This window comes from Bradyrhizobium denitrificans (assembly GCF_013179005.1).
GTDB classification, from domain to species: domain Bacteria; phylum Pseudomonadota; class Alphaproteobacteria; order Rhizobiales; family Xanthobacteraceae; genus Bradyrhizobium; species Bradyrhizobium denitrificans.
Genome location: NZ_JABFDP010000024.1, coordinates 97,358 through 117,051, shown reverse-complemented (window position 1 = coordinate 117,051; position 19,694 = coordinate 97,358). Strand labels below are relative to the sequence as shown.

The following is a 19,694-nucleotide window of genomic DNA, read 5'->3' as shown; positions in this document are numbered from 1 at the left end:
CATGAATACCTCCTTCCTTATCCAGCTCCTCGTCAACGGCCTCGTGGTCGGCACGCTCTATGGCGTGGTCGCGATGTCGTTCGTGCTGATCTACAAGGCGACGCAGGTCGTCAATTTTGCCCAAGGCGAGCTGCTTTTGATCGGCGCCTGGGTGTGCTGGCTGCTGCTGACGAAATATCAAGTCCCGTTCTGGGTCGGCATGCCGCTGACGCTCGTCTTCATGTTCGCGTTCGGCATCGCCGTGCAGGTCGTGATCCTCCGTCCCATGATCGGCGAGCCCATCATTTCCGTCATCATGGTGACGATCGGCCTGTCGACGGTGTTCCAGGCGGCGCTGAAATGGATGTTCGGCGTCAATCCGCAGCCGTTCCCGCCGGTGTTCGCGAGCAAGGCAGTCGATCTGTTCGGGCTACAGATCCAGACCGTCTATGTCATGAGCCTCGCGGTCTCGGTCGCGATGATGCTCGGCATGGCCTGGTTCTTCAAAGCCTCGAAATACGGCCTCGCGATGCGCGCCACCGCCTTCAACCAGCAGGTCGCGCAATCGCTCGGCATCTCCGTCAAGAACGTGTTCGCGATGGCCTGGGCGATCTCGGCAACCGTCTCCGCCGTGGCCGGCGTCGTCGTCGCCGTCGTCAACGGCGTGTCGTCGGGACTGTCCGCCTATGGCATCAAGGTGTTTCCCGCGGCGATCCTCGGCGGCCTCGACTCGGTCGGCGGCGCCGTACTCGGCGGCATCATCATCGGCCTGCTCGAAAACATCGCGCAATATGTCGACAGCCAATACCTGCACTGGGGCAATCTCTACGAGATCGCGCCGTTCTACGTGCTGATCCTCATCCTGATGATCAAGCCCTACGGCCTGTTCGGCACCAAAGACATCGAGCGGATATGAGCATGATCGCCGAAAAGTGGAGACCGGTTTTCGGTAACGATCATGCTCAAACCAAAGCGAAGGGCGAGCCCATGACGCAACTCAAGATCCAGGCGAGATAGGCCCGCCATGGTTGCACGCTCCACCATCCCCGCCGGTGACTTCCGCACCTCCTATGCGGCCGACACCACGATCTTCCCGACCAAGACCAGCCGCAATTTCGCGATCGCCGGCGTGATCCTGCTGTGCTTCGCGCCGCTTGTGTTCTCCGAATACTGGCTGTCGGTCTCGATCCAGATCGGCATCTTCGCAATCGCGGCGCTCGGGCTGAACATTCTGGTCGGCTTCACCGGGCAGATCTCGATCGGCCAGGCCGGCTTCTTCCTGCTCGGCGCCTTCACATCGGCCTATATCAACAACACCTATGCCATTCCGGTGTTCTTCGCGATCCCGCTGGCCGGCGTGATCACGGCGCTGGTCGGGCTGGTGTTCGGCCTTCCCGCGGCGCGGCTAAAGGGCCTCTATCTCGTCATCGCCACGCTCGCCGCGCAATATATCCTGCTCGACTTCTTCTCCCGCGCCGAATGGTTCTCCGGCGGCTCGGTGCCTGCGTCCGCCAATCCGTTCTCGATCTTCGGCTATACGCTGCGCGGCGACCGGCAATATTTCTACGTCGTGCTGGCCTATGTGCTGGTCTGCTATTTGCTCGTCACCAATTTGATGCGCACCCGCGACGGCCGCGCACTGATCGCGATCCGCGACCACTATCTCTCGGCCGAGATCATGGGCATCAACCTGACCAAGTACCGCACGCTGTCGTTCGGCCTGGCCGCGTTCTTCGCCGGCATCGCCGGCGCGCTCTATGCGCACTACCAACTGGTGATCTCACAGGAAGGCTTCGGCATCGAGCGCTCGATCCTGTTCCTGGCCATGATCATCATCGGCGGCACCGGATCGATCATGGGCACCCTGATGGGAACTGCCTTTGTCGTGCTGCTGCCGGAGTCGATGGAGTGGCTCAGCCACAATCTGAAGGGCGGCGCGATCGACAAGGCGCTCGCGCTCAACAACAACATCACCTTCCTGCGCGAGATCGCGATCGGCCTGATCATCATCGCCTTCCTGATGTTCGAGCCGGACGGGCTCGCGCGTCGCTGGCGACAGATCAAGACATACTGGAAGCTCTACCCGTTCTCACATTGATTCCAACCAACAGGGACCGGCGACAATCCGGCCCGGATGCACCACAGGAGGAAGCACTATGACGATCAAATCATGGCTCGGCTCGGCGGCGCTGGCGCTGCTCGCAGGCACCTTCGCCGCATCGGCGAACGCGCAGCAGATCGCGATCGGCCATCTGCAGGATCTGTCGGGCGGCACGTCCGACGTCGGCACGCCCTATGGCCAGGGCGTCGTCGACACCTTCGCCTGGGTCAACAAGAACGGCGGCATCGGCGGCAAGCAACTCGCGGTCGACAGCAACGACTATGGCTACCAGGTACCGCGCGCGATCGCGCTGTACAAGAAGTGGTCGGCGCCGGACAACAAGGTCGCCGCGATCATGGGCTGGGGCACGGCCGACACCGAGGCGCTCACCGGCTTCCTCGCCAATGACAAGATCCCGGACATGTCCGGCTCCTATGCCGCCGCGCTGACCGATCCGGAAGGCACCAGCGGCAAGGCGAAGCCGGCGCCGTACAACTTCTTCTACGGACCGAGCTACTCGGACGCGCTGCGCGCCGAGCTGACCTGGGCGGCCGAGGACTGGAAGGCCAAGGGCAAGCCCGGCAAGCCCAAATTCGTGCACATGGGCGCCAACCATCCCTACCCCAACGCGCCGAAGGCCGCGGGCGAAGCGCTCGCCACCGAGCTCGGCTTCGAGGTGCTGCCGCCGCTGGTGTTCGCGCTGGCGCCCGGCGACTACAGCGCGCAATGCCTGAGCCTGAAGAGCTCCGGCGCCAACTACGCCTATCTCGGCAACACCGCGGCCTCCAACATCTCGGTGATGAAGGCCTGCAAGAACGCCGGCGTCGATGTGCAGTTCCTGTCCAACGTCTGGGGCATGGATGAGAACGCCGCCAAGACCGCGGGCGATGCCGCCGATGGCGTGATCTTCCCGCTGCGCACCTCGGTCGGCTGGGGCGGCGATGCACCGGGCATGAAGACGGTGCAGGAGATCGCCAAGATGTCCGATCCCACCGGCAAGGTCTATCGGCCGGTGCACTACGTCGCCGCGGTCTGCTCCTCGCTCTACATGAAGGAAGCAATCGAGTGGGCGGTGAAAAATGGCGGCCCGACCGGCGAGAACGTCGCCAAGGGCTTCCACCAGAAGAAGGACTGGGTGCCGGCCGGCATGGAAGGCGTCTGCAGCCCCTCGACCTGGACCGAGAAGGACCACCGCGGCACGATGAAGGTCGACCTTTATCGCGCGCGCGTGACGGGACCGACCGATGGCGACCTCAACGACTTGATGGCCAAGGGCGTCATCAAGCTCGAGAAGGTCAAGACCATCGAGCTGCCGCGCAAGGCCGAATGGGCGGGTTGGTAAGTTGCTGAGCTGATGCCGAATGAGCTCGGCAGCAACTCCACGCACGATCGTCATCCCCGCGAAAGCGGGGATCCAGGACGCCGCGGCTTCTCGGTGAAGCATCGGCGTGTCTGGAATACTGGGTCCCCCGCCTTCGCGGGGGACGACAGCGGTGGACAACCACAATGACCGAGACACTCGACACTCCGCGAGCCGGCGCAGGCAGTGCCTTAGCCGCCCCCCTGCTCTCCGTTCGCAACATCGAGGTCGTCTATGACGACGTCATCCTGGTGCTGCGCGGGCTCAGCCTCGATGTGCCGAAGGGCGCCATCGTCGCGCTGCTCGGCGCCAATGGCGCCGGCAAATCGACGACGTTGAAGGCGATCTCCGGCCTGCTCAAGACCGAGGATGGCGAGGTGACGCGCGGCGAGATCATGTTCGACGGCGCGCGCATCGACGGCATCGATCCGGAGAAGATCGTCCGCCGCGGCATCTTCCAGGTCATGGAGGGCCGGCGCATCGTGGCCGACATGACCTCGCTCGAAAACCTCAAGCTCGGCGCGTTCACCCGCAGCGACCGTGAGGTCAACAGCGACATCGAGATGGTGTTCAACTATTTCCCGCGGCTGAAGGAGCGGACGGGCCTCGCCGGCTATCTCTCCGGCGGCGAGCAGCAGATGCTGGCGATCGGACGCGCGCTGATGGCGCGGCCGAAGATGATCCTGATGGACGAGCCCTCGATGGGCCTGTCGCCGCTGCTGGTGAAGGAGGTGTTCGCGATCATCAAGGAGATCAACCGTGATCTCGGCGTCACCATCCTCCTGGTCGAGCAGAACGCGCGCGCGGCGCTGTCGGTCGCCAGCCACGGCTACATCATGGAGCAGGGCAAAGTCGTGCTCGACGGCACCGCGGACAGTTTGCGCGACAACGAGGACGTCAAGGAATTCTACCTCGGCGGCGCCGGCGACCAGCGCAAGAGCTTCAAGAACCTGAAGAGTTTCAAGCGGCGGAAGCGGTGGCTGTAGCGAACTATCTGCTCGTCATGGCCGGGCTTGACCCGGCCATCCACGCGCGAGCCGGAACGACGAACGACGTGGATGCCCGGGACAAGCCCGGGCATGACGGTGCAAGACCGAAGGACTGGGCATGAATACCCACTACGACGCCCTCGAGACCCGTGATCCCGCCGAACGCGAGCAGGATCTGTTCGGCCGCCTGCCCGACGTGCTGCATGCAGCGATCAAGGCGCCCGCCTATGCCGCGCTGCTGCAGGGCATCGATCCCCGGGACATCACGAGCCGCACCGCGCTGGCGCAATTGCCCGTGCTGCGCAAGTCGCAGCTGCCGGCCCTGCACAAGGCCGCTCCCCCGTTCGGCGGCTTCGTCGCGCAGGCGCCTGGCGCGTTCTCCCGTCTGTTCACCTCGCCCGGCCCGATCTTCGAGCCAGAGGCGGCCCACACCGATCCCTGGCGCGGCGCGCGCGCGCTGTTCGCGGCCGGCTTCCGCAGCAGTGACGTCGTGCTCAACACCTTCAGCTATCATCTGACGCCCGGCGGCTTCATCTTCGATGCCTCGGCGCGCGCGCTCGGCTGCGCGGTGATCCCGGCCGGACCGGGGAACACCGAGGCACAGTTCGAGCTGATCGAGGCCTATCGCCCGATCGGCTACAGCGGCACGCCCGACTTCCTCAAGATCCTGCTCGATGGCGCGGCGAGCGCCGGCCGCGACGTCTCCTCGATCAAGCGTGCACTGGTGTCGGGCGCGGCCTTTCCGCCGTCCTTGCAGGCCGAGATCAAGGCGCGCGGGATCGATGCCTACCAGGCCTTTGGCACCGCCGATCTCGGCATCATCGCCTATGAGACCTCGGCACGCGAGGGCATGGTGGTCAACGAGGATCTCATTTTCGAGATCGTCCGCCCCGGCACGGGTGATCCCGTGGCCGAGGGCGACGTCGGCGAGATCGTCGTCAGCTCGCTCGATCCTGCCCATCCCTGGATTCGCCTCGCACTCGGCGATCTCACCGCCGCCCTGCCCGGCGTCAGCCGCTGCGGCCGCACCAACATGCGCATCAAGGGCTGGATGGGCCGCGCCGACCAGACCACCAAGATCAAGGGCATGTTCGTGCGACCCGAGCAGATCGCCGAGATCGGCAAGCGCCATCCGGAGCTCGGCCGGCTGCGGCTGGTCGTCACCCGCGCCGGGGAAACCGACGCGATGACGTTGAAGGCCGAATGCGCCGCGCCATCTGATGGCCTGCAGGACGCGCTCGCCACCAGCCTGCGCAGCGTCACCAAGCTCGGCGGCCAGGTCGAGCTGGTCGCGCCGGGAACGCTGCCCAACGACGGCAAGGTGATCGCAGACGAGCGCTGAGCCAGGTTCCAGCTCGAAGCGTAGCCCTGCAGCAGCGGCATGAGCGGCGGGGTGCGCACGGCCCATGCGCAATTGTCGCCTCCCGCGCCCTCTCCTATACAGCCATGTCACGCTCTCTCGGAGTTCGTCCGCATGGCCTTCCCGCGCGCGTCCAAAGCCCTGTCCCGCTTCACCGTGCTCGATCTGACGCGCGTGCGCGCCGGCCCGACCTGCGCGCGGCAGTTTGCCGATTGGGGCGCCAACGTTATCAAGATCGATGCCATGATGGAGGATGGCGGCGAGGCGCTCGGCGGCCCGCGCCGTGGTGCCGACTTCCAGAACCTGCATCGCAACAAGCGTGCGATGACACTCAATCTGAAAGACCCCAAGGGCGTCGACGTGTTCATGCGGCTGGCCAAGCAGGCGGACGTCGTGATCGAGAACTACCGGCCGGATGTGAAGACCAAGCTCGGTATCGATTACGAGGCCGTTCGCAAGGTCAATCCGCGCATCGTCTATGGCAGCATCTCCGGCTTCGGCCAGGACGGCCCCTATGCCAAGCGGCCGGGCTTCGATCAGATTGCGCAGGGCATGGGCGGGCTGATGTCGATCACCGGCGCGCCCGGCGAAGGGCCGATGCGCGCGGGGATCCCGATCGCCGATCTCTCCGCAGGCCTGTCCTGCGCGATGGGCATTCTCACGGCGCTGCTCGAGCGCGAGGTGTCCGGTGAAGGCCAGTGGGTGCAGACCTCGCTGTTGCAGGCGCAGATCTTCATGCTCGACTTCCAGGCCGCGCGCTGGCTGATGGAGAAGGACGTCGCACCGCAGGCCGGCAACAACCATCCGACCAGCATCCCGACCGGCGTGTTCAAGACCTCCGACGGCTACATCAACATCGCGGCGACCGGCGGCCGGATCTGGGAGCGGCTATGCCAGACGCTGGGCGCACCGGAATGGATCGATAATCCCGACTACGCGACGGCGCCGGCACGCTCCAAGAACCGCGACGCGTTGAACGCCGAGATCAACCAGCGAACGGTGGCGAAGACGAGCGAGCAATGGGTCGCCGAGCTCAACGCCGCCGGCGTGCCCTGCGGCCCGATCTACGCCATCGATCAGATGTTCGAGGACCCGCAGGTCAAGCACCTCGGCATGGCGCAGCAGGTCGCCAGCGACGACGGCCGCGACATCACGCTGGTGGCGCAGCCCTTCACATTGTCGCGCACGCCGAGTCGCATGGCGGCACGGCCGCCGGAATTCGGCGAGCAGACCGAGGAGATCCTCTCCGAATTCGGCTTCACCGACGGCGAAATCGCTGATCTTCGCCTGCATCGCGTCGTGTGAGCAGGTGCAATATGACCAAGCTGCGGCATCCCGCCGCTGTGGCCAAGATGTCACCACGTTGGAACTTCCAACTTGGCCGGATTGAGGCCAAGGCAAGACCGCGTTAATCTCTTCGCATCAGTTGATCGCGGACCTCATGGGGCCCGCGCGCGTGAGGAGTAGCGGACCATGAGCGCGACCGAGTTGAATGAATTCCTGACGGCGATGGACATCGTACGCGACGTCAACGCGGCCGCTGTGACTGCTCCTGGTGCTCTGTTGTTCGACGAGACGATGCTCGACAACGAATCCGACTGGTACCACATGCCCGTCGCAGAGAAGGTGAACTGAGACTGAGCTGCCTGAGTTCAACGCTCTCGTCTGATATCAACGCGTCCCGAGGCCTTCGTTCGGACAATCCGGACGGAGGCTTTTTCATTCGGGACCAGAATGAGGCAAGGAGCGAACAGGCATCCTTGTCAGAACACGCCGAACGCAAAAAAAGCCCGACGCAAGCGCCGGGCAAGGGATCGTCTCGGGAGGAAACATCAGGACGCGATGACCAGAGATCAGGCACCGCGCGTGAGCAGCACAACGTCTGCCCATGAATGAAGCCTACCACCGCCCTGCCTAAAAAGCTGTCATCGCAAAGACACAACCTCTGGAGAAGCGCGGAAAGGATTTGAACAACGGTCCGTCGCCGCGAAGCCAGCCTCCTCCCTGATGTGGCAACGGTGCCACGGTCCAGTTCGATCCACGCCAAGGCCCAATCGAGCCAGTGGTCGCAATCTCACGCGAATTCTTGCGTGTTTGTTGTGGCGTCCTGCCATTCCAGCGGCGGCGCCTCCGCCCCAGCGCAGAACGCGTGGTCGGCGCGGCTCATCTTGCCTGTGGCCGTCCTTCGAGACGCCCGCCTGCGGCGGGCTCCTCCGGACCAGATCTGAATGCGCAGCACGATCTCACCTTTCATGGTGAGGAGCGCCGCGCCTCAAAAGGTAGTGGACTCCACCAACTGTTGCGCGCGGAGCGTCTCGAACCATGAGGCCCCGAACGTCGCGGCCTGCGGTCCGCCGCCTACGCCTCGGCCTTCGCAGCCGGCGCGCTCGACTTGCTGATGCTCGCGACCAGCCGATCGATCAGCGGCCAGAACAACAGCAGGATCGCGAGCGTCGTGATGGTGCCGACGAGACCGTTCGCCCAGAATACCTTCATGTTGCCGCCGGAGATGATCATCGACTGGCGGAACGCATCCTCGGCACGGCTGCCGAGCACCAGCGCCAAGGTGAACGGCGCCAGCGGAATCTTGATCTTCTTGAAGACGTAGCCGACGACGCCGAAGCCGAGCATCAGCCAGACGTCGAACATCGCGTTCTGGATCGCATAGGCGCCGATGGCGCAGGACACCACGATCATCGGCGCGACCGCCGCAAACGGCACCCGCAGGATCGAGGCGAAGATCGGCACGGTCGAGAGCACAAGCACGAGGCCGACGACGTTGCCGAGATACATCGAGGCGATCAGGCCCCAGACGAAATCCTTGTGCTCGACGAACAGCAGCGGTCCAGGATTGAGGCCCCACACCATCAGACCGCCGAGCAGGATCGCCGCGGTGCCGGAGCCAGGAATGCCGAGCGCCAGCATCGGCAAAAGCGCCGCGGTGCCCGAGGCGTGCGCGGCGGTCTCAGGCGCGAACACGCCCTCAATGCGGCCCTTGCCAAAACTGTCCGGGTCCTTGGAGAAGCGCTTGGCGAGATTGTAGCCCATGAAGGACGCGGCGATCGCGCCGCCCGGCGTGATGCCGAGCCAGCAGCCGATCACCGAGGAGCGCAGCAGGGTCATCCAGTATTTCGGCAGGTCCTTCCACACCGCAAGCACCGTGCGCAGCGAGATCGAAGCCGCGTGACCGCGCAGCGCGAGGCGCTCCTCCATCGTCAGCAGGATCTCGCTGATGCCGAACAGGCCGATGACGGCGACCAGGAAGTTGATGCCGCGGAGCAGATCCGTCGAGCCGAAGGTCATGCGCAGCTGGCCCGAGACCGTGTCCATGCCGACACCGGCAAGCAGCAGCCCGAGCGCCATCGCAATGACGGTCTTGTGCTTGTCCTCACGTCCGAGACCGACGAAGGAGCAGAAGGTGAGCAGATAGACGGCGAAGAACTCGGGCGGGCCGAACTTCAGCGCGAAGGACGAGATCCACGGCGCCAGGAAGGTGATCAGCAGCACGGCGACCAGGGACCCGATGAAGGACGAGGTGAAAGCCGCCGTCAGCGCCTCGGCCGCCTTGCCCTGCTGCGCCATTGGATAGCCGTCGAAGGTGGTCGCCACCGACCAGGCCTCGCCGGGGATGTTGAACAGGATCGAGGTGATGGCGCCGCCGAACAGCGCGCCCCAATAGATACAGGACAGCATCACGATGGCCGAGGTCGGATCCATCGAGAAGGTCAACGGCAGCAGGATCGCGACGCCGTTGGGGCCGCCAAGTCCCGGCAGCACGCCGACGAACACGCCGAGCACCAGCCCGACCATCATCAGCGCCAGCGTCTTCCACGTCAGGAGGACCGCGAACCCATGCAGCAGCAGACCCAAGGCTTCCATGATTTCATTCCAGCTCGGTTTCCGTCATTACGAGCGCAGCAATCCAGAGTCGCGTGTGAAGCCCTGGATTGCTTCGTCGCTTCGCTCCTCGCAATGACAGGGAGAGATAGCAGTGTCAGTACCCGAACGCCGCTTCGAGCGGTCCTTTGGGCATCAGCACGTCGAAGACGATATCGAAGGTCACGAACATCACGGCGCTGAACAGGAACGCCGTGAGCAGAGATTTCCAGATCGCGATTCTGCCGACGATACGCATGAAGCCGGCGATCAGCAGGAAGCTCGCGACATAGATGCCGAGAAACTGCATGGCGATGCAGAACAGAAGCGTCGGCACAAACACCGCCATCACGCGGCGCAACTGCGCCCGCGTGACGAAGGTCTCGACCGCCTCCTTGCGCGACAGGAAGGCCGCGCCGATGCCGTAAAGGCTGGCGCCGCCGAGGATCACCGACAGATAGAACGGGAAGTAGCCGGGCTCCGGACCGGTGGAGTCCCAGGACGCCCCGGTCCGCCAATTGTCCCAGGCGAGCACGACGGCGAGCGCGAGCAGCAGCAGCGACACAGCGACGTCGACGGTCCGGTTGGAGGTGACGGAAGGAGAATCCTCCTCAGGCGCGGTCGGATCGTCGACCGCGATCTCGAGCTCAGCGTTGGACATCGATCCTCCTCATCCCCTCGCCTCGCCCGGCCTCACTTGGCGACGAAGCCGGCTTCCGTCATCAGCTGCTTGTTCAGCGAGCCGTCCTCTTCGAGGAACTGCACCATGTCCTTGCCCGTAAGGAAGATCGGCTTGAGCGCCTGCTTCTCCATGTAGTCCTTGTATTCCGGCGTCTGCACCAGCTTGCTGAACAGGTCGACGTAGAACTCCTGCTGCTCCTGGGTCACCTTGCCTGGCAAGAACATCGCGCGCAGCATCAGGTACTGCACGTCCAGGCCCTGCTCCTTGCAGGTCGGAATGTCATTCCAGGACTGCGTCTCCGTGACCTTGGCGGTGTAGGAGATGCGCTCCTTGTCGAACACGCAGAGCGGACGCACCTGGCCGGCGCGCCAGACCTCCAGGTTCTCGGAGGGATTGTTGACGTTCGCCTCGGTATGGCCGCCGACCAGTTGCGTCGCAGCCTCGCCGCCCGACTTGTAAGGCAGATAGGAGAATTTCGCGCCGGTCTTCTTCTCCAGGAACACGGTGAGCACGTGATCCTCGCGCTTCGAGCCGGTGCCGCCCAGCTTGAACGGCGAGCTCGATGCCTTGGCGGCTTCGATGAACTCCTTCACCGTCTTCGGACCATTGACATTGTCCCACAACACGAACTGGTCGAGCGCGATCACCGCGACCGGCGACAGCTCATGCCAGTCGAACGGCAGCTTGGCCGACAGCGGCAGCATATAGATCAACGAATAGGCGATCAGGACCTTGTTGGCGTCACCATCGCTGGACTTCATGTACATCAGCGCCTCGGCTCCGGACGCCCCGCCCTTCAGCGACACGACGACCGGTTGCTTCAGCAGATTGTTCTTCTGGATCGCAGCCTGCATCATGCGGGCCATCTGGTCGGATGCGCCACCGGCGCCCGCAGCCACGACGATTTCGACCGGCTTGGTCGGTTCCCAGCCGGCAAAGGCCGGCGCACTTCCGAAAAGAACCGCCGTTGCGGCCGCGATTTTGATCAGGTTGCGCACGTGTTTTCTTCCCCGTTCGAAGCGCCTGCTTGCATCCTACCAGGATACTGCTGGCTTATTGTGATGAGTTCAAGATGACAAGGAAAATGCCGCATCGCGATGTCCGCATAAGGTCGCAGCCGCGGCATGCGCTACTTGCCCTTCCAGTTCGGTGTCCGCTTGTTGAGGAACGCGTCCATGCCCTCGCGGAAATCCTCGCTCATATAGGCCCGCAGGATCAGGTCCTCGCCCTCGTCGCGCGTCAACGTGCGGCGGATGCGGCGGACCGCCTCCTTGGTCACTTCGAGCGTGATCGGCGCATGCGACGCGACGAGCTTCGCCGTCTCAAGCGCGCGCGTCTGCAGGGTTTCGACGTCGGGAACGATCTCGTTCAGCAGGCCGAGCGCAAGCGCCTCCGGCGCCTCGGCCAGCCGCGCCTTGAAGATCAGGTCCTTGGTCCGCGCCGGTCCGATCAGGGAGACCACGCGCGAGATGTTCGACATCGATAGGCAGTTGCCGAGCGTGCGTGCGATCGGAAAGCCGATGCGGGTGGTCTCGGTGCCGATCCGGATGTCGCAGCAGGCGGCGATGCCGGCGCCGCCGCCGGTGCAGGCGCCGGCGATCGCCGCAATCACCGGCACGCGGCAGAGCTCGAGCGTGCCGAGCACGCGATCGATCCGCGCCTCATAGTCGAGCGCGTCCTGCGCGGTCTTGAAGGCACGGAACTGGGAGATGTCGGTGCCGGAGGCGAACGCCTTGTCGCCGGCGCCGGTCAGGATCAGCGCCTTGATCGACCGGTCGGCATTGATGGCCTCGCAGATCGAGGCCATCTGGTCGTACATCGCGAATGTCATCGCGTTGCGCGCCTGCGGCCGGTTGAAGGTGATCTTGGCGATGCCGTCGTCGACGGCATAGATGAGATCGTCGGATCCGGTCGCAGGTGCGTTCATCAGGCCACCTTCGAAATCGGCGCGGCCTCGCGCGCCTTCAGGACGTCCATCGCCGCGAGCACGCCACCGGCCCGATGCGGCACATTGGCAAGCGCGAGGCCCATCTCGACGCCGGCGAGCGTGCCCATCAGCATCAGGTCGTTGAAGTGACCGATATGACCGATGCGGAAGACCTTGCCCTTGATCTTGTTCAGGCCGGTGCCGAGCGACATGTCGAAGTGCTCGAGCACGAGCTTGCGGAACTGGTCGGCATCATGGCCCTCGGGCATCACGACACCGGTCAGCGCCGGAGAATGCGCCTGCGGATCCTGACACTGCGTATCGAGACCCCAGGCCTTCACGGCGGCGCGGGTGGCGAGGCTGTGGCGGCGATGGCGGGCGAACACGTTCTCGTGGCCCTCCTCCTCCAGCATCTTCAGCGCCTCGTTGAGGCCCATCAAGAGATTGCAGGCTGGCGTGTAGGGGAAGGTGCCGAGCTTGTTGAAATTGATGATCTCCTGCCAATCCCAATACGAGCGCATGCCCGGATTGGCCTTGGCGGCGGCGAGCGCCTTCTCCGAGACAGCATTGAAGCCGAGTCCCGGCGGCAGCATCAGGCCCTTCTGCGAGCCCGCGACGGAGACGTCGATGCCCCAGGCGTCATGCTCGTACTCCATCGAGCCGAGGCCGGAGATGGTGTCGACCATCAGCAGCGCCGGATGGCCGGCGCGATCGAGCGCCTTGCGCACCTCGAGCGGCGGCGTGAGGCAGCCGGTCGACGTTTCGTTGTGCACGATGCAGACGGCCTTGATCTTGTGCGCCTTGTCCTCGACGAGGCGCTGCTCGATGGCCGCGATGTCGGCGCCATGACGCCAGTCGCCGGAGATGAAGTCGACGTCGAGCTTGAACTTGTCGGCGATGCCACGCCACAGCACCGCGAACTGGCCGGTCTCGGCCATCAGCACCTTGTCGCCGGGCGCGAGCGTGTTGACGATCGCCGCTTCCCAGGCGCCGGTGCCGGACGACGGATAGATGATCACCGGCTGCTTGGTGCGGAAGATCCGCTGGCTGGCCGCCAGCACAGCAAAACCGAGCTCGGCGAACTCGGGACCGCGATGATCCATCGTCGGCATGTCCATCGCGCGCAGCACGCGGTCGGGCACGTTGGTCGGCCCCGGAATTTGAAGAAAATGCCGTCCTGTGTGCACAGTCATTGGCGTCCATCCCCGGTCGTTTGGTTGGTGCGCGGACGTGGCATGCCACGCGCTCGCCGCGCTTTTCTCCCGCCAGACCGCTGGCGTCAACACAGAAGACGCAAGCACCGATCGCTTCGGGCTGACATCCCTCAGATGCACACGGGCTTCCTTCTGCTGTGCAGCGCGGCACGGGCGGATTTGACCCGCAACCGCACGCGATTTCGCCTCAATTCACAACTGCGAGGTGCCGCGGCGCATTGCCGGGCATGGGCTGCTCCAGAAGCGCCATCGCAGCATCGACGCCGCCGGCACGATGCGGCACGCCGGCGACACGCAGCCCCATCTCGACACCGCTCAACGCGGCCATCAGGGTCAACTCGTTGCACTCGCCGAGATGGCCGATACGGAACACCTTGCCGGCCACTTTGGAGAGGCCCGAGCCGAGCGACATGTTGTAATTGTCCAGTACGACCTGCCGGAACTGATCTGCATCATGGCCCGGCGGCATCAGCACGGCGGTCAGGACCGGCGAATAGTCCCTCGGCTCCTGGCAGAGCACCTCCAGCCCCCAATGCTGGACCGCGGCACGGGTGGCCTCTGCCAGCCGTTGATGGCGCGCGAATACCTCGTCGAGGCCTTCCTCGAGCAACATCGCGATCGCCTCACGCAAGCCGTAAAGCAGGTTCGTCGCAGGCGTATAGGGGAAGAAGCCATTCGCGTTCAGCTTCAGCATGTCTTCCCAATCCCAGAACGAGCGCGGCATCTTGTTGGTCTTGGCAACCGCCCGAGCCCTGTCCGAAACCGCATTGAAGCCGAGCCCCGGCGGCAGCATGAAACCCTTCTGCGAGCAGGACACAGCGACATCGACCTTCCACTCGTCGAAGCGGAAGTCGGCCGAGGCGAGGCCCGAGATGGTATCGACCATCAGCAGCGCCGGATGCTTGGCGCGATCCATCGCTGCCCTGACCTCGCCGATCCGGCTGGTCGCGCCGGTCGAGGTCTCATTGTGCACGACCATCACGGCCTTGATCTGATGCGCCGTGTCGGCCGCGAGCTTCTCTTCGATCATTGCGGGGTCGACACCGCGCCGCCAGTCGCCCGGAATGAAGTCGACCTCTACCCCCCAGCGCGCCGCCATCTGCCGCCACAGCGTGGCGAAATGGCCGGTCTCGACCATCAGCACCTTGTCGCCGGGTGACAGCGTGTTGACGATCGCAGCCTCCCAGGCGCCGGTGCCGGAGGACGGGTAGATGATCACCGGGCTCGCGGTCCTGAAGATCTTCTGCGAGCCGCTGAGGACGGCCTTGCCGAGTTCGCCGAATTCGGCGCTGCGGTGGTCGATCACCGGCATGTCCATCGCCCGCAGCACCCGCTCGGGCACCGGACTCGGTCCCGGAATGTGCAGGAAATGGCGGCCTTGGTGACGGGTCAAAGGAAAACTCCAGACGACAGCGGCATTGCAGCACCTATGATTGCATGCAATTTTTGACTGCGCAAGGCACATAACGAATTCATATATGAGATCGACCCAATCTGTAATCACCGCTACAATGCTGTGGCATGAGCTCCATGATTCCCGACATCGAAATGCCCCCCTCTGCCGAGCCAGGCAGCCGCACGACATCAGCGCGGGACGAGACCTCGTTGCATGACGAGATCCTGGCCAGGCTGCGCGACTACATCGTCGAGGGCCATGTCCCCGACGGCGGGCGGTTGTCCGAGCGGCAGCTCTGCGAGATGTTGGGGGTGTCCCGCACGCCCTTGCGTGAAGCCCTGAAGGTGCTCGCGGCGGAAGGGCTGGTCGAGCTGCTGCCCAATCGCGGCGCGCGGGTGCGCCCCCTGAGCGCCGCAGACATTCGCGAATTGTTCGACCTGATGGGCGGCCTGGAGGGTCTTGCCGGACGCCTCGCCTGCGAGAAAATGTCGGATGAAGACATCAAAAATATCGAGCAACTTCATCACGATATGTACGGCTTCTACATTCGGCAGGACATGCATGGTTACTTTCATGTGAACCAGCTCATCCATCGCGCGATCGTCGATGCCGCCGCCAATGCGACCCTTCACGCGACCTATGAGAGCCTCGCCGGACGCATCCGTCGGGTCCGCTTTTCAGCCAATTTCGCCCGCAAGCGCGAACGCTGGAGCGAGGCCATGCGCGAGCATGAGCAGATCCTCGACGCGTTGCGCCGCCGAGCCGGCAGCGAGCTGTCTGACATCCTCTTCCAGCATTTGCGCAACAAGGGGGCGGCCGCGATCGCCTACTTTGCCGAGGGGCAGGCCGTCGCCGCCCCACCCGGCGGAAAGCCGGTTGGAGTAGACTAAGGTTGAGAATGGCCTTCTCAAATTGCATGCAATCTGGTTGACGGTACGCTGCAAATGATTGACACCGGGCCGAGGCGTGGGGAACCGCGACCAGACCAGGGCCGACCAGGGACCATCATGCCGAACGCCAAAGCCGGTCCGTCCAGGCTGGAACAGAAGCTCCGCGCCGAGATCACCGGCGACGTCTTTTTCGATCGCTTCAATCGTGGCCGCTACGCCACGGACGCCTCATTTTATCAGGTCATCCCGGCCGGCGTGGTCGTGCCACGCACGATGGACGAGGCTTTACGGGCGCTGGCCATCGCCCGCGATGACGGCCGCATCGTCACCCCGCGCGGCGGCGGCACCTCGCAATGCGGCCAGACGGTCAACGAGGGAATCGTCGTCGACTTTTCCAAGCACCTCAACCGCATCGTCTCGCTTGACGTCGCCGGGCGGACCTGCGTGGTCGAGCCGGGCATCGTGCTCGATGACCTCAATCGCCAGCTGAAGACGCATGGCCTGTGGTTTCCCGTGGACGTCTCCACGGCATCGCGCGCCACGATCGGCGGCATGGCCGGCAACAATTCCTGCGGCGGCCGCTCGCTGCGCTACGGCACGATGCGCGACAACACCATCGCCATCGACGCCGCGCTGGCCGACGGCACGCAGGCGCGTTTCGCCGAGGTGCCGCGCGACCTAGCCGACGTGAACGCGCCGGACAAGGCCCGCGCCCTGTTTCGTCACATGCTGGCGCTCGGCGAGCGTGAGGCGGCCGAGATCGGCGACAGATTTCCCAAGGTGCAGCGCCGCGTCGGCGGCTACAATCTCGACGCGCTGACGCCGCGCAACGCCGCCAACAATCTCGCCCATCTCCTTGTCGGCTCCGAAGGCACGTTGGCCTTCTCCACCCGGATCGAGCTGAAGCTGTGGCCGCTCATCCGAAACAAGGTGCTCGGCGTCTGCCATTTCGGCAGCTTCTATGAGGCGATGGACGCGGCCCAGCATCTGGTCAAGCTGAAGCCGATCGCGGTCGAGCTGGTCGACCGCACCATGATCGGGCTCGGCCGCGACATCGCAATGTTCCGGCCGGTGATTGCGGCGGCCGTGCGCGGCGATCCCGATGCGATCCTGGTGGTGGAGTTCGCCGAGGAGACTGTCGACGCGAACCTCGCCAAGCTGAAGCTGCTCTCCGAGCTGATGGGCGATCTCGGCTTCTCCTGGACCAACGAACCGCGCAAATGGGGCGGCGTGGTCGAGATATCGGAGCCTGCCCTGCAGACGGCCGTCGCCGACTTCCGCGCCGCCGGCCTCAACGTGATGATGTCGATGAAGGAGGCCGGAAAGCCGGTGTCCTTCGTCGAGGACTGCGCGGTGCCGCTGCCGCATCTCGCCGACTACACCGCGCGCCTCAATGAGGTCTTCGCCAGACACGGCACTCGCGGCACGATGTATGCGCACGCCTCCGAAGGCTGCCTGCACGTCCGCCCCGTCCTGAATTTGAAGCTGGAGAAGGACGTCAAGGCGATGCGCGCCATCGCCGAGGAAGCCTTCGCCATGGTGCGCGAGTACAAGGGCTCGCATTCCGGCGAGCATGGCGACGGCATCGTGCGCTCGGAATTCCACGAACAGATGTTCGGCAGTCGTATCGTCGCCGACTTCAAGGAAGTGAAGCAGCGCTTCGACCCGGCGAACGTGCTCAACCCCGGCCGCATCGTCGATCCGCCCAGAATGGACGATCGCTCGCTGTTCCGCTATCCGCCGGATTATCGCATCGACGACATCAAGACCGTGCTCGACTGGTCGGCCTATCCCGGCGCTGCCGGCGGCTTCCAGGGCGCGGTCGAGATGTGCAACAACAACGGCGCCTGCCGCAAGCTCGACGGCGGCGTGATGTGCCCGTCCTATCGCGCCACCCGCAACGAGAAGGATGTCACGCGCGGCCGCGCCAACACGCTGCGGCTCGCGATCTCCGGCCAGCTCGGTCCAGGCGCGCTGTCGTCGGACGAGATGATGGAGACGCTGAAGCTCTGCGTCTCCTGCAAGGCCTGCCGCCGCGAGTGCCCGACCGGCGTCGACATGGCCAAGATGAAGATCGAGGTGCTGGCGGCACGGGCGACCAGCCATGGCCTCACCTTGCGTGACCGGATCGTCGCTTATCTTCCGCGCTATGCTGATCTCGCTGCACGCTTCGCACCGCTCGCGAACCTGCGCAATCACAGCGCGCCGCTGCGCGCGCTGATGGAGCGCGTCGCCGGCATCAGCGCCAAACGCAAGCTGCCGGCGTTCCGCAGCGACACGTTCCGCGTCGACGCCGAGGCGTTCGGCCCCGAGAACGGCCGCGAAGTCGTGCTGTTCGGCGACACCTTCAACCGCATCTATGAGCGCGAGAATCTCGACGCCGCGCTGCGCGTGCTGATCGCCGGGGGGTACCGCGTCTATGTGCCGAGGCCGGTCGATGGCGGCCGCGCGCTGTGCTGCGGCCGCACCTTCCTCTCCGCCGGGCTCGTCGATGAAGCCAAGTCCGAGCTGCAGCGGCTGGTCGAGACCTACGCGCCGTTCGCCGCCCGCGGCGTGCCGATCATCGGCCTGGAGCCGAGCTGTCTTCTCACGCTGCGCGACGAGCTGCTGTCGCTGCGCAACGACGCCAACGCCCGGACGATCAGCGCGCATGCGCTGCTGCTGGAGGAGTTTCTGGCGCGCGAGGCGGAGAGCGGCCGGCTGGCATTGCCGCTCGGTCCCCTGCCCGGCAAAGCGCTGCTGCATGGCCATTGCCACCAGAAATCCTTCGCCGCTTTCAAACCGGTCGAACAGGTTCTGCGGCTGATCCCCGAGCTCGAGGTCGAGACGATCGAATCCTCCTGCTGCGGCATGGCCGGCGCGTTCGGCTATGGCGCGGAGACCTACGAAGCGTCGCTGCAGATGGCGGAAGCCTCATTGCTGCCGGCTGTTCGCAAAGCTGATAGCACGACCTTCATCGTTGCCGACGGCACCTCCTGCCGTCACCAGATTCAGGACGGCGCTGCCCGCGGCGCCGTGCACGCTGCGCAGCTCCTGGCGATGAGCCTGGAGCGTACGCAGGCATCTCAGTAGCTCCCGAGACTGGAAGCCGCGGAGCATGATCTCACTGTCGTCATTGCGAGGAGCGAAACGACGACTTGTCCGCCATAGCCCGGAGGGTGACGGCGGAAGCAATCCAGATCTTTTCTTTCGCCCAGGATTGCTTTGCTTCGCTCGCAATGACGGATGATAAAGCCGACTATTCATCACAAATCACAAAGGACACCGACATGGCCGATCTCACGCTCGACACTGCCCGCAAGATCCTCGACGCGACGCTGGCCAAGGGGATCGAGAAGAAGCTGAAGCCGCTCGCCGTAATCGTGCTGGACGCGCGCGGCTGCCTGAAGGCCGCCGCAGCGCAGGATGGCACCAGCCTGATGCGGGCCGAGGTCGCACATGGCAAGGCCTATGGCGCGCTGGCGCTCGGTCTCGGTTCGCGCGCGCTGTTCCAGCGTGCCCAGGAGCAGGCCTATTTCATCGATGCCGTGAACACGCTGGCGCAGGGCCGTATGGTGCCGGTACCCGGCGGCGTGCTGATCATGGACGGCACCACTTTGCTCGGCGCGGTCGGCGTCTCCGGCGACACCAGCGACAATGACGAGATCTGCGCCATCGCCGGCATCGAGGCCGCCGGCCTCAAGCCGAATGCGGGCTGAGCCTCTTCGTCCTCTTGGCAACCTTTCCGGCGATCGCGGCTTCCTTGGTGATCTCACCGAGGAGGCCACATGTCCCAGATTCCGCTGCCGGCATCGGCGCTCGCCAAGACCATGACGCCGATAGGCGCACTGGCCGAGCTCGCGCGAGACTTCGACACCGTTGTAGTTCTCGACGACAGGCGCCACCACATGCGGCCGGGCTGACCGTGGCGCAGGAGCTTA

17 protein-coding genes are annotated in these 19,694 nt (G+C 64.7%); 11 read left to right on the top strand and 6 right to left on the bottom strand.

Translation table 11 applies throughout. The features are described 5' to 3' along the window. The first annotated feature begins 1 nt into the window (after position 1). The 7 genes from HL671_RS26205 to HL671_RS26175 all read left to right on the top strand — a co-directional run bounded on the left by HL671_RS26205 (position 2) and on the right by HL671_RS26175 (position 7,424). Positions 2 to 895 (top strand): branched-chain amino acid ABC transporter permease, encoded by an 894-nt coding sequence (locus tag HL671_RS26205; protein ID WP_012045628.1) that lies wholly within the window; start codon positions 2 to 4, stop codon positions 893 to 895. Between the two features lie 108 nt (positions 896 to 1,003). Further along, positions 1,004 to 2,077 carry a branched-chain amino acid ABC transporter permease gene (locus tag HL671_RS26200; protein ID WP_172240071.1) on the top strand — a complete coding sequence of 358 codons (1,074 nt, stop codon included), beginning with the start codon at positions 1,004 to 1,006 and terminating at the stop codon, positions 2,075 to 2,077. 58 nt (positions 2,078 to 2,135) lie between these two features. After that, entirely contained in the window at positions 2,136 to 3,422 is a 1,287-nt protein-coding gene (locus HL671_RS26195) for an ABC transporter substrate-binding protein (protein ID WP_172240068.1), read from the top strand. Between the two features lie 164 nt (positions 3,423 to 3,586). Continuing rightward, positions 3,587 to 4,426 (top strand): ABC transporter ATP-binding protein, encoded by an 840-nt coding sequence (locus tag HL671_RS26190; protein ID WP_012045631.1) that lies wholly within the window; start codon positions 3,587 to 3,589, stop codon positions 4,424 to 4,426. 121 nt (positions 4,427 to 4,547) lie between these two features. Then, positions 4,548 to 5,771: a phenylacetate--CoA ligase family protein gene (locus HL671_RS26185; RefSeq protein ID WP_172240065.1), complete on the top strand. Its 1,224-nt coding sequence runs from the start codon at positions 4,548 to 4,550 to the stop codon at positions 5,769 to 5,771. A 132-nt stretch (positions 5,772 to 5,903) separates the two neighbouring features. Beyond that, the gene (locus HL671_RS26180; RefSeq protein WP_172240062.1) at positions 5,904 to 7,094 is read left to right on the top strand and encodes a CaiB/BaiF CoA transferase family protein; all 1,191 of its coding nucleotides are present in this window, start codon (positions 5,904 to 5,906) and stop codon (positions 7,092 to 7,094) included. 168 nt (positions 7,095 to 7,262) lie between these two features. Then, the gene (locus HL671_RS26175; protein WP_012045634.1) at positions 7,263 to 7,424 is read left to right on the top strand and encodes a hypothetical protein; all 162 of its coding nucleotides are present in this window, start codon (positions 7,263 to 7,265) and stop codon (positions 7,422 to 7,424) included. A 723-nt stretch (positions 7,425 to 8,147) separates the two neighbouring features. Here HL671_RS26175 and HL671_RS26170 read toward each other — a convergent pair. The 6 genes from HL671_RS26170 to HL671_RS26145 form a co-directional block, all read right to left on the bottom strand. Then, positions 8,148 to 9,668 (bottom strand): tripartite tricarboxylate transporter permease, encoded by a 1,521-nt coding sequence (locus HL671_RS26170; protein ID WP_172240059.1) that lies wholly within the window; start codon positions 9,666 to 9,668, stop codon positions 8,148 to 8,150. A 115-nt stretch (positions 9,669 to 9,783) separates the two neighbouring features. Continuing rightward, complete coding sequence (locus tag HL671_RS26165; RefSeq protein WP_172240057.1) at positions 9,784 to 10,326, bottom strand: tripartite tricarboxylate transporter TctB family protein; 543 nt, start codon at positions 10,324 to 10,326, stop codon at positions 9,784 to 9,786. A gap of 32 nt (positions 10,327 to 10,358) precedes the next feature. After that, positions 10,359 to 11,345 carry a Bug family tripartite tricarboxylate transporter substrate binding protein gene (locus tag HL671_RS26160; protein WP_172240054.1) on the bottom strand — a complete coding sequence of 329 codons (987 nt, stop codon included), beginning with the start codon at positions 11,343 to 11,345 and terminating at the stop codon, positions 10,359 to 10,361. Positions 11,346 to 11,476: 131 nt separating this feature from the next. Then, positions 11,477 to 12,274 carry an enoyl-CoA hydratase/isomerase family protein gene (locus HL671_RS26155; protein WP_172240051.1) on the bottom strand — a complete coding sequence of 266 codons (798 nt, stop codon included), beginning with the start codon at positions 12,272 to 12,274 and terminating at the stop codon, positions 11,477 to 11,479. Continuing rightward, positions 12,274 to 13,467, bottom strand: coding sequence for a pyridoxal-phosphate-dependent aminotransferase family protein (locus tag HL671_RS26150; protein WP_041750914.1), 1,194 nt, complete (start codon positions 13,465 to 13,467; stop codon positions 12,274 to 12,276). Before HL671_RS26150 ends, HL671_RS26155 begins: the two co-directional genes overlap by 1 nt. Before the next feature lie 208 nt (positions 13,468 to 13,675). After that, positions 13,676 to 14,881, bottom strand: a complete 1,206-nt coding sequence (locus HL671_RS26145) for a pyridoxal-phosphate-dependent aminotransferase family protein (protein WP_172240048.1) — start codon at positions 14,879 to 14,881, stop codon at positions 13,676 to 13,678. Between the two features lie 128 nt (positions 14,882 to 15,009). Between HL671_RS26145 and HL671_RS26140 the strand changes: the two genes are divergently transcribed. From HL671_RS26140 to HL671_RS38830, 4 genes are all read left to right on the top strand, one after another. Then, positions 15,010 to 15,774: a GntR family transcriptional regulator gene (locus HL671_RS26140; protein WP_041750915.1), complete on the top strand. Its 765-nt coding sequence runs from the start codon at positions 15,010 to 15,012 to the stop codon at positions 15,772 to 15,774. Positions 15,775 to 15,891: 117 nt separating this feature from the next. Then, complete coding sequence (locus tag HL671_RS26135; RefSeq protein WP_172240045.1) at positions 15,892 to 18,846, top strand: FAD-binding and (Fe-S)-binding domain-containing protein; 2,955 nt, start codon at positions 15,892 to 15,894, stop codon at positions 18,844 to 18,846. A gap of 197 nt (positions 18,847 to 19,043) precedes the next feature. After that, complete coding sequence (locus HL671_RS26130) at positions 19,044 to 19,472, top strand: GlcG/HbpS family heme-binding protein (protein ID WP_012045643.1); 429 nt, start codon at positions 19,044 to 19,046, stop codon at positions 19,470 to 19,472. A gap of 69 nt (positions 19,473 to 19,541) precedes the next feature. After that, positions 19,542 to 19,676 (top strand): hypothetical protein, encoded by a 135-nt coding sequence (locus HL671_RS38830; protein WP_283813098.1) that lies wholly within the window; start codon positions 19,542 to 19,544, stop codon positions 19,674 to 19,676. The last annotated feature ends 18 nt before the right edge of the window (positions 19,677 to 19,694 follow it).

What these genes read in the sequence shown, in the direction of transcription:
- HL671_RS38830 (WP_283813098.1), top strand. Translation starts at nt 19,542, where the DNA reads ATGTCCCAGATTCCGCTGCCGGCATCGGCGCTCGCCAAGACCATGACG.
- HL671_RS26200 (WP_172240071.1), top strand. Translation starts at nt 1,004, where the DNA reads ATGGTTGCACGCTCCACCATCCCCGCCGGTGACTTCCGCACCTCCTAT.
- HL671_RS26180 (WP_172240062.1), top strand. Translation starts at nt 5,904, where the DNA reads ATGGCCTTCCCGCGCGCGTCCAAAGCCCTGTCCCGCTTCACCGTGCTC.
- HL671_RS26170 (WP_172240059.1), bottom strand. Translation starts at nt 9,668, where the DNA reads ATGGAAGCCTTGGGTCTGCTGCTGCATGGGTTCGCGGTCCTCCTGACG.
- HL671_RS26140 (WP_041750915.1), top strand. Translation starts at nt 15,010, where the DNA reads ATGAGCTCCATGATTCCCGACATCGAAATGCCCCCCTCTGCCGAGCCA.
- HL671_RS26195 (WP_172240068.1), top strand. Translation starts at nt 2,136, where the DNA reads ATGACGATCAAATCATGGCTCGGCTCGGCGGCGCTGGCGCTGCTCGCA.
- HL671_RS26135 (WP_172240045.1), top strand. Translation starts at nt 15,892, where the DNA reads ATGCCGAACGCCAAAGCCGGTCCGTCCAGGCTGGAACAGAAGCTCCGC.
- HL671_RS26130 (WP_012045643.1), top strand. Translation starts at nt 19,044, where the DNA reads ATGGCCGATCTCACGCTCGACACTGCCCGCAAGATCCTCGACGCGACG.
- HL671_RS26155 (WP_172240051.1), bottom strand. Translation starts at nt 12,274, where the DNA reads ATGAACGCACCTGCGACCGGATCCGACGATCTCATCTATGCCGTCGAC.
- HL671_RS26175 (WP_012045634.1), top strand. Translation starts at nt 7,263, where the DNA reads ATGAGCGCGACCGAGTTGAATGAATTCCTGACGGCGATGGACATCGTA.
- HL671_RS26165 (WP_172240057.1), bottom strand. Translation starts at nt 10,326, where the DNA reads ATGTCCAACGCTGAGCTCGAGATCGCGGTCGACGATCCGACCGCGCCT.
- HL671_RS26190 (WP_012045631.1), top strand. Translation starts at nt 3,587, where the DNA reads ATGACCGAGACACTCGACACTCCGCGAGCCGGCGCAGGCAGTGCCTTA.
- HL671_RS26205 (WP_012045628.1), top strand. Translation starts at nt 2, where the DNA reads ATGAATACCTCCTTCCTTATCCAGCTCCTCGTCAACGGCCTCGTGGTC.
- HL671_RS26150 (WP_041750914.1), bottom strand. Translation starts at nt 13,467, where the DNA reads ATGACTGTGCACACAGGACGGCATTTTCTTCAAATTCCGGGGCCGACC.
- HL671_RS26185 (WP_172240065.1), top strand. Translation starts at nt 4,548, where the DNA reads ATGAATACCCACTACGACGCCCTCGAGACCCGTGATCCCGCCGAACGC.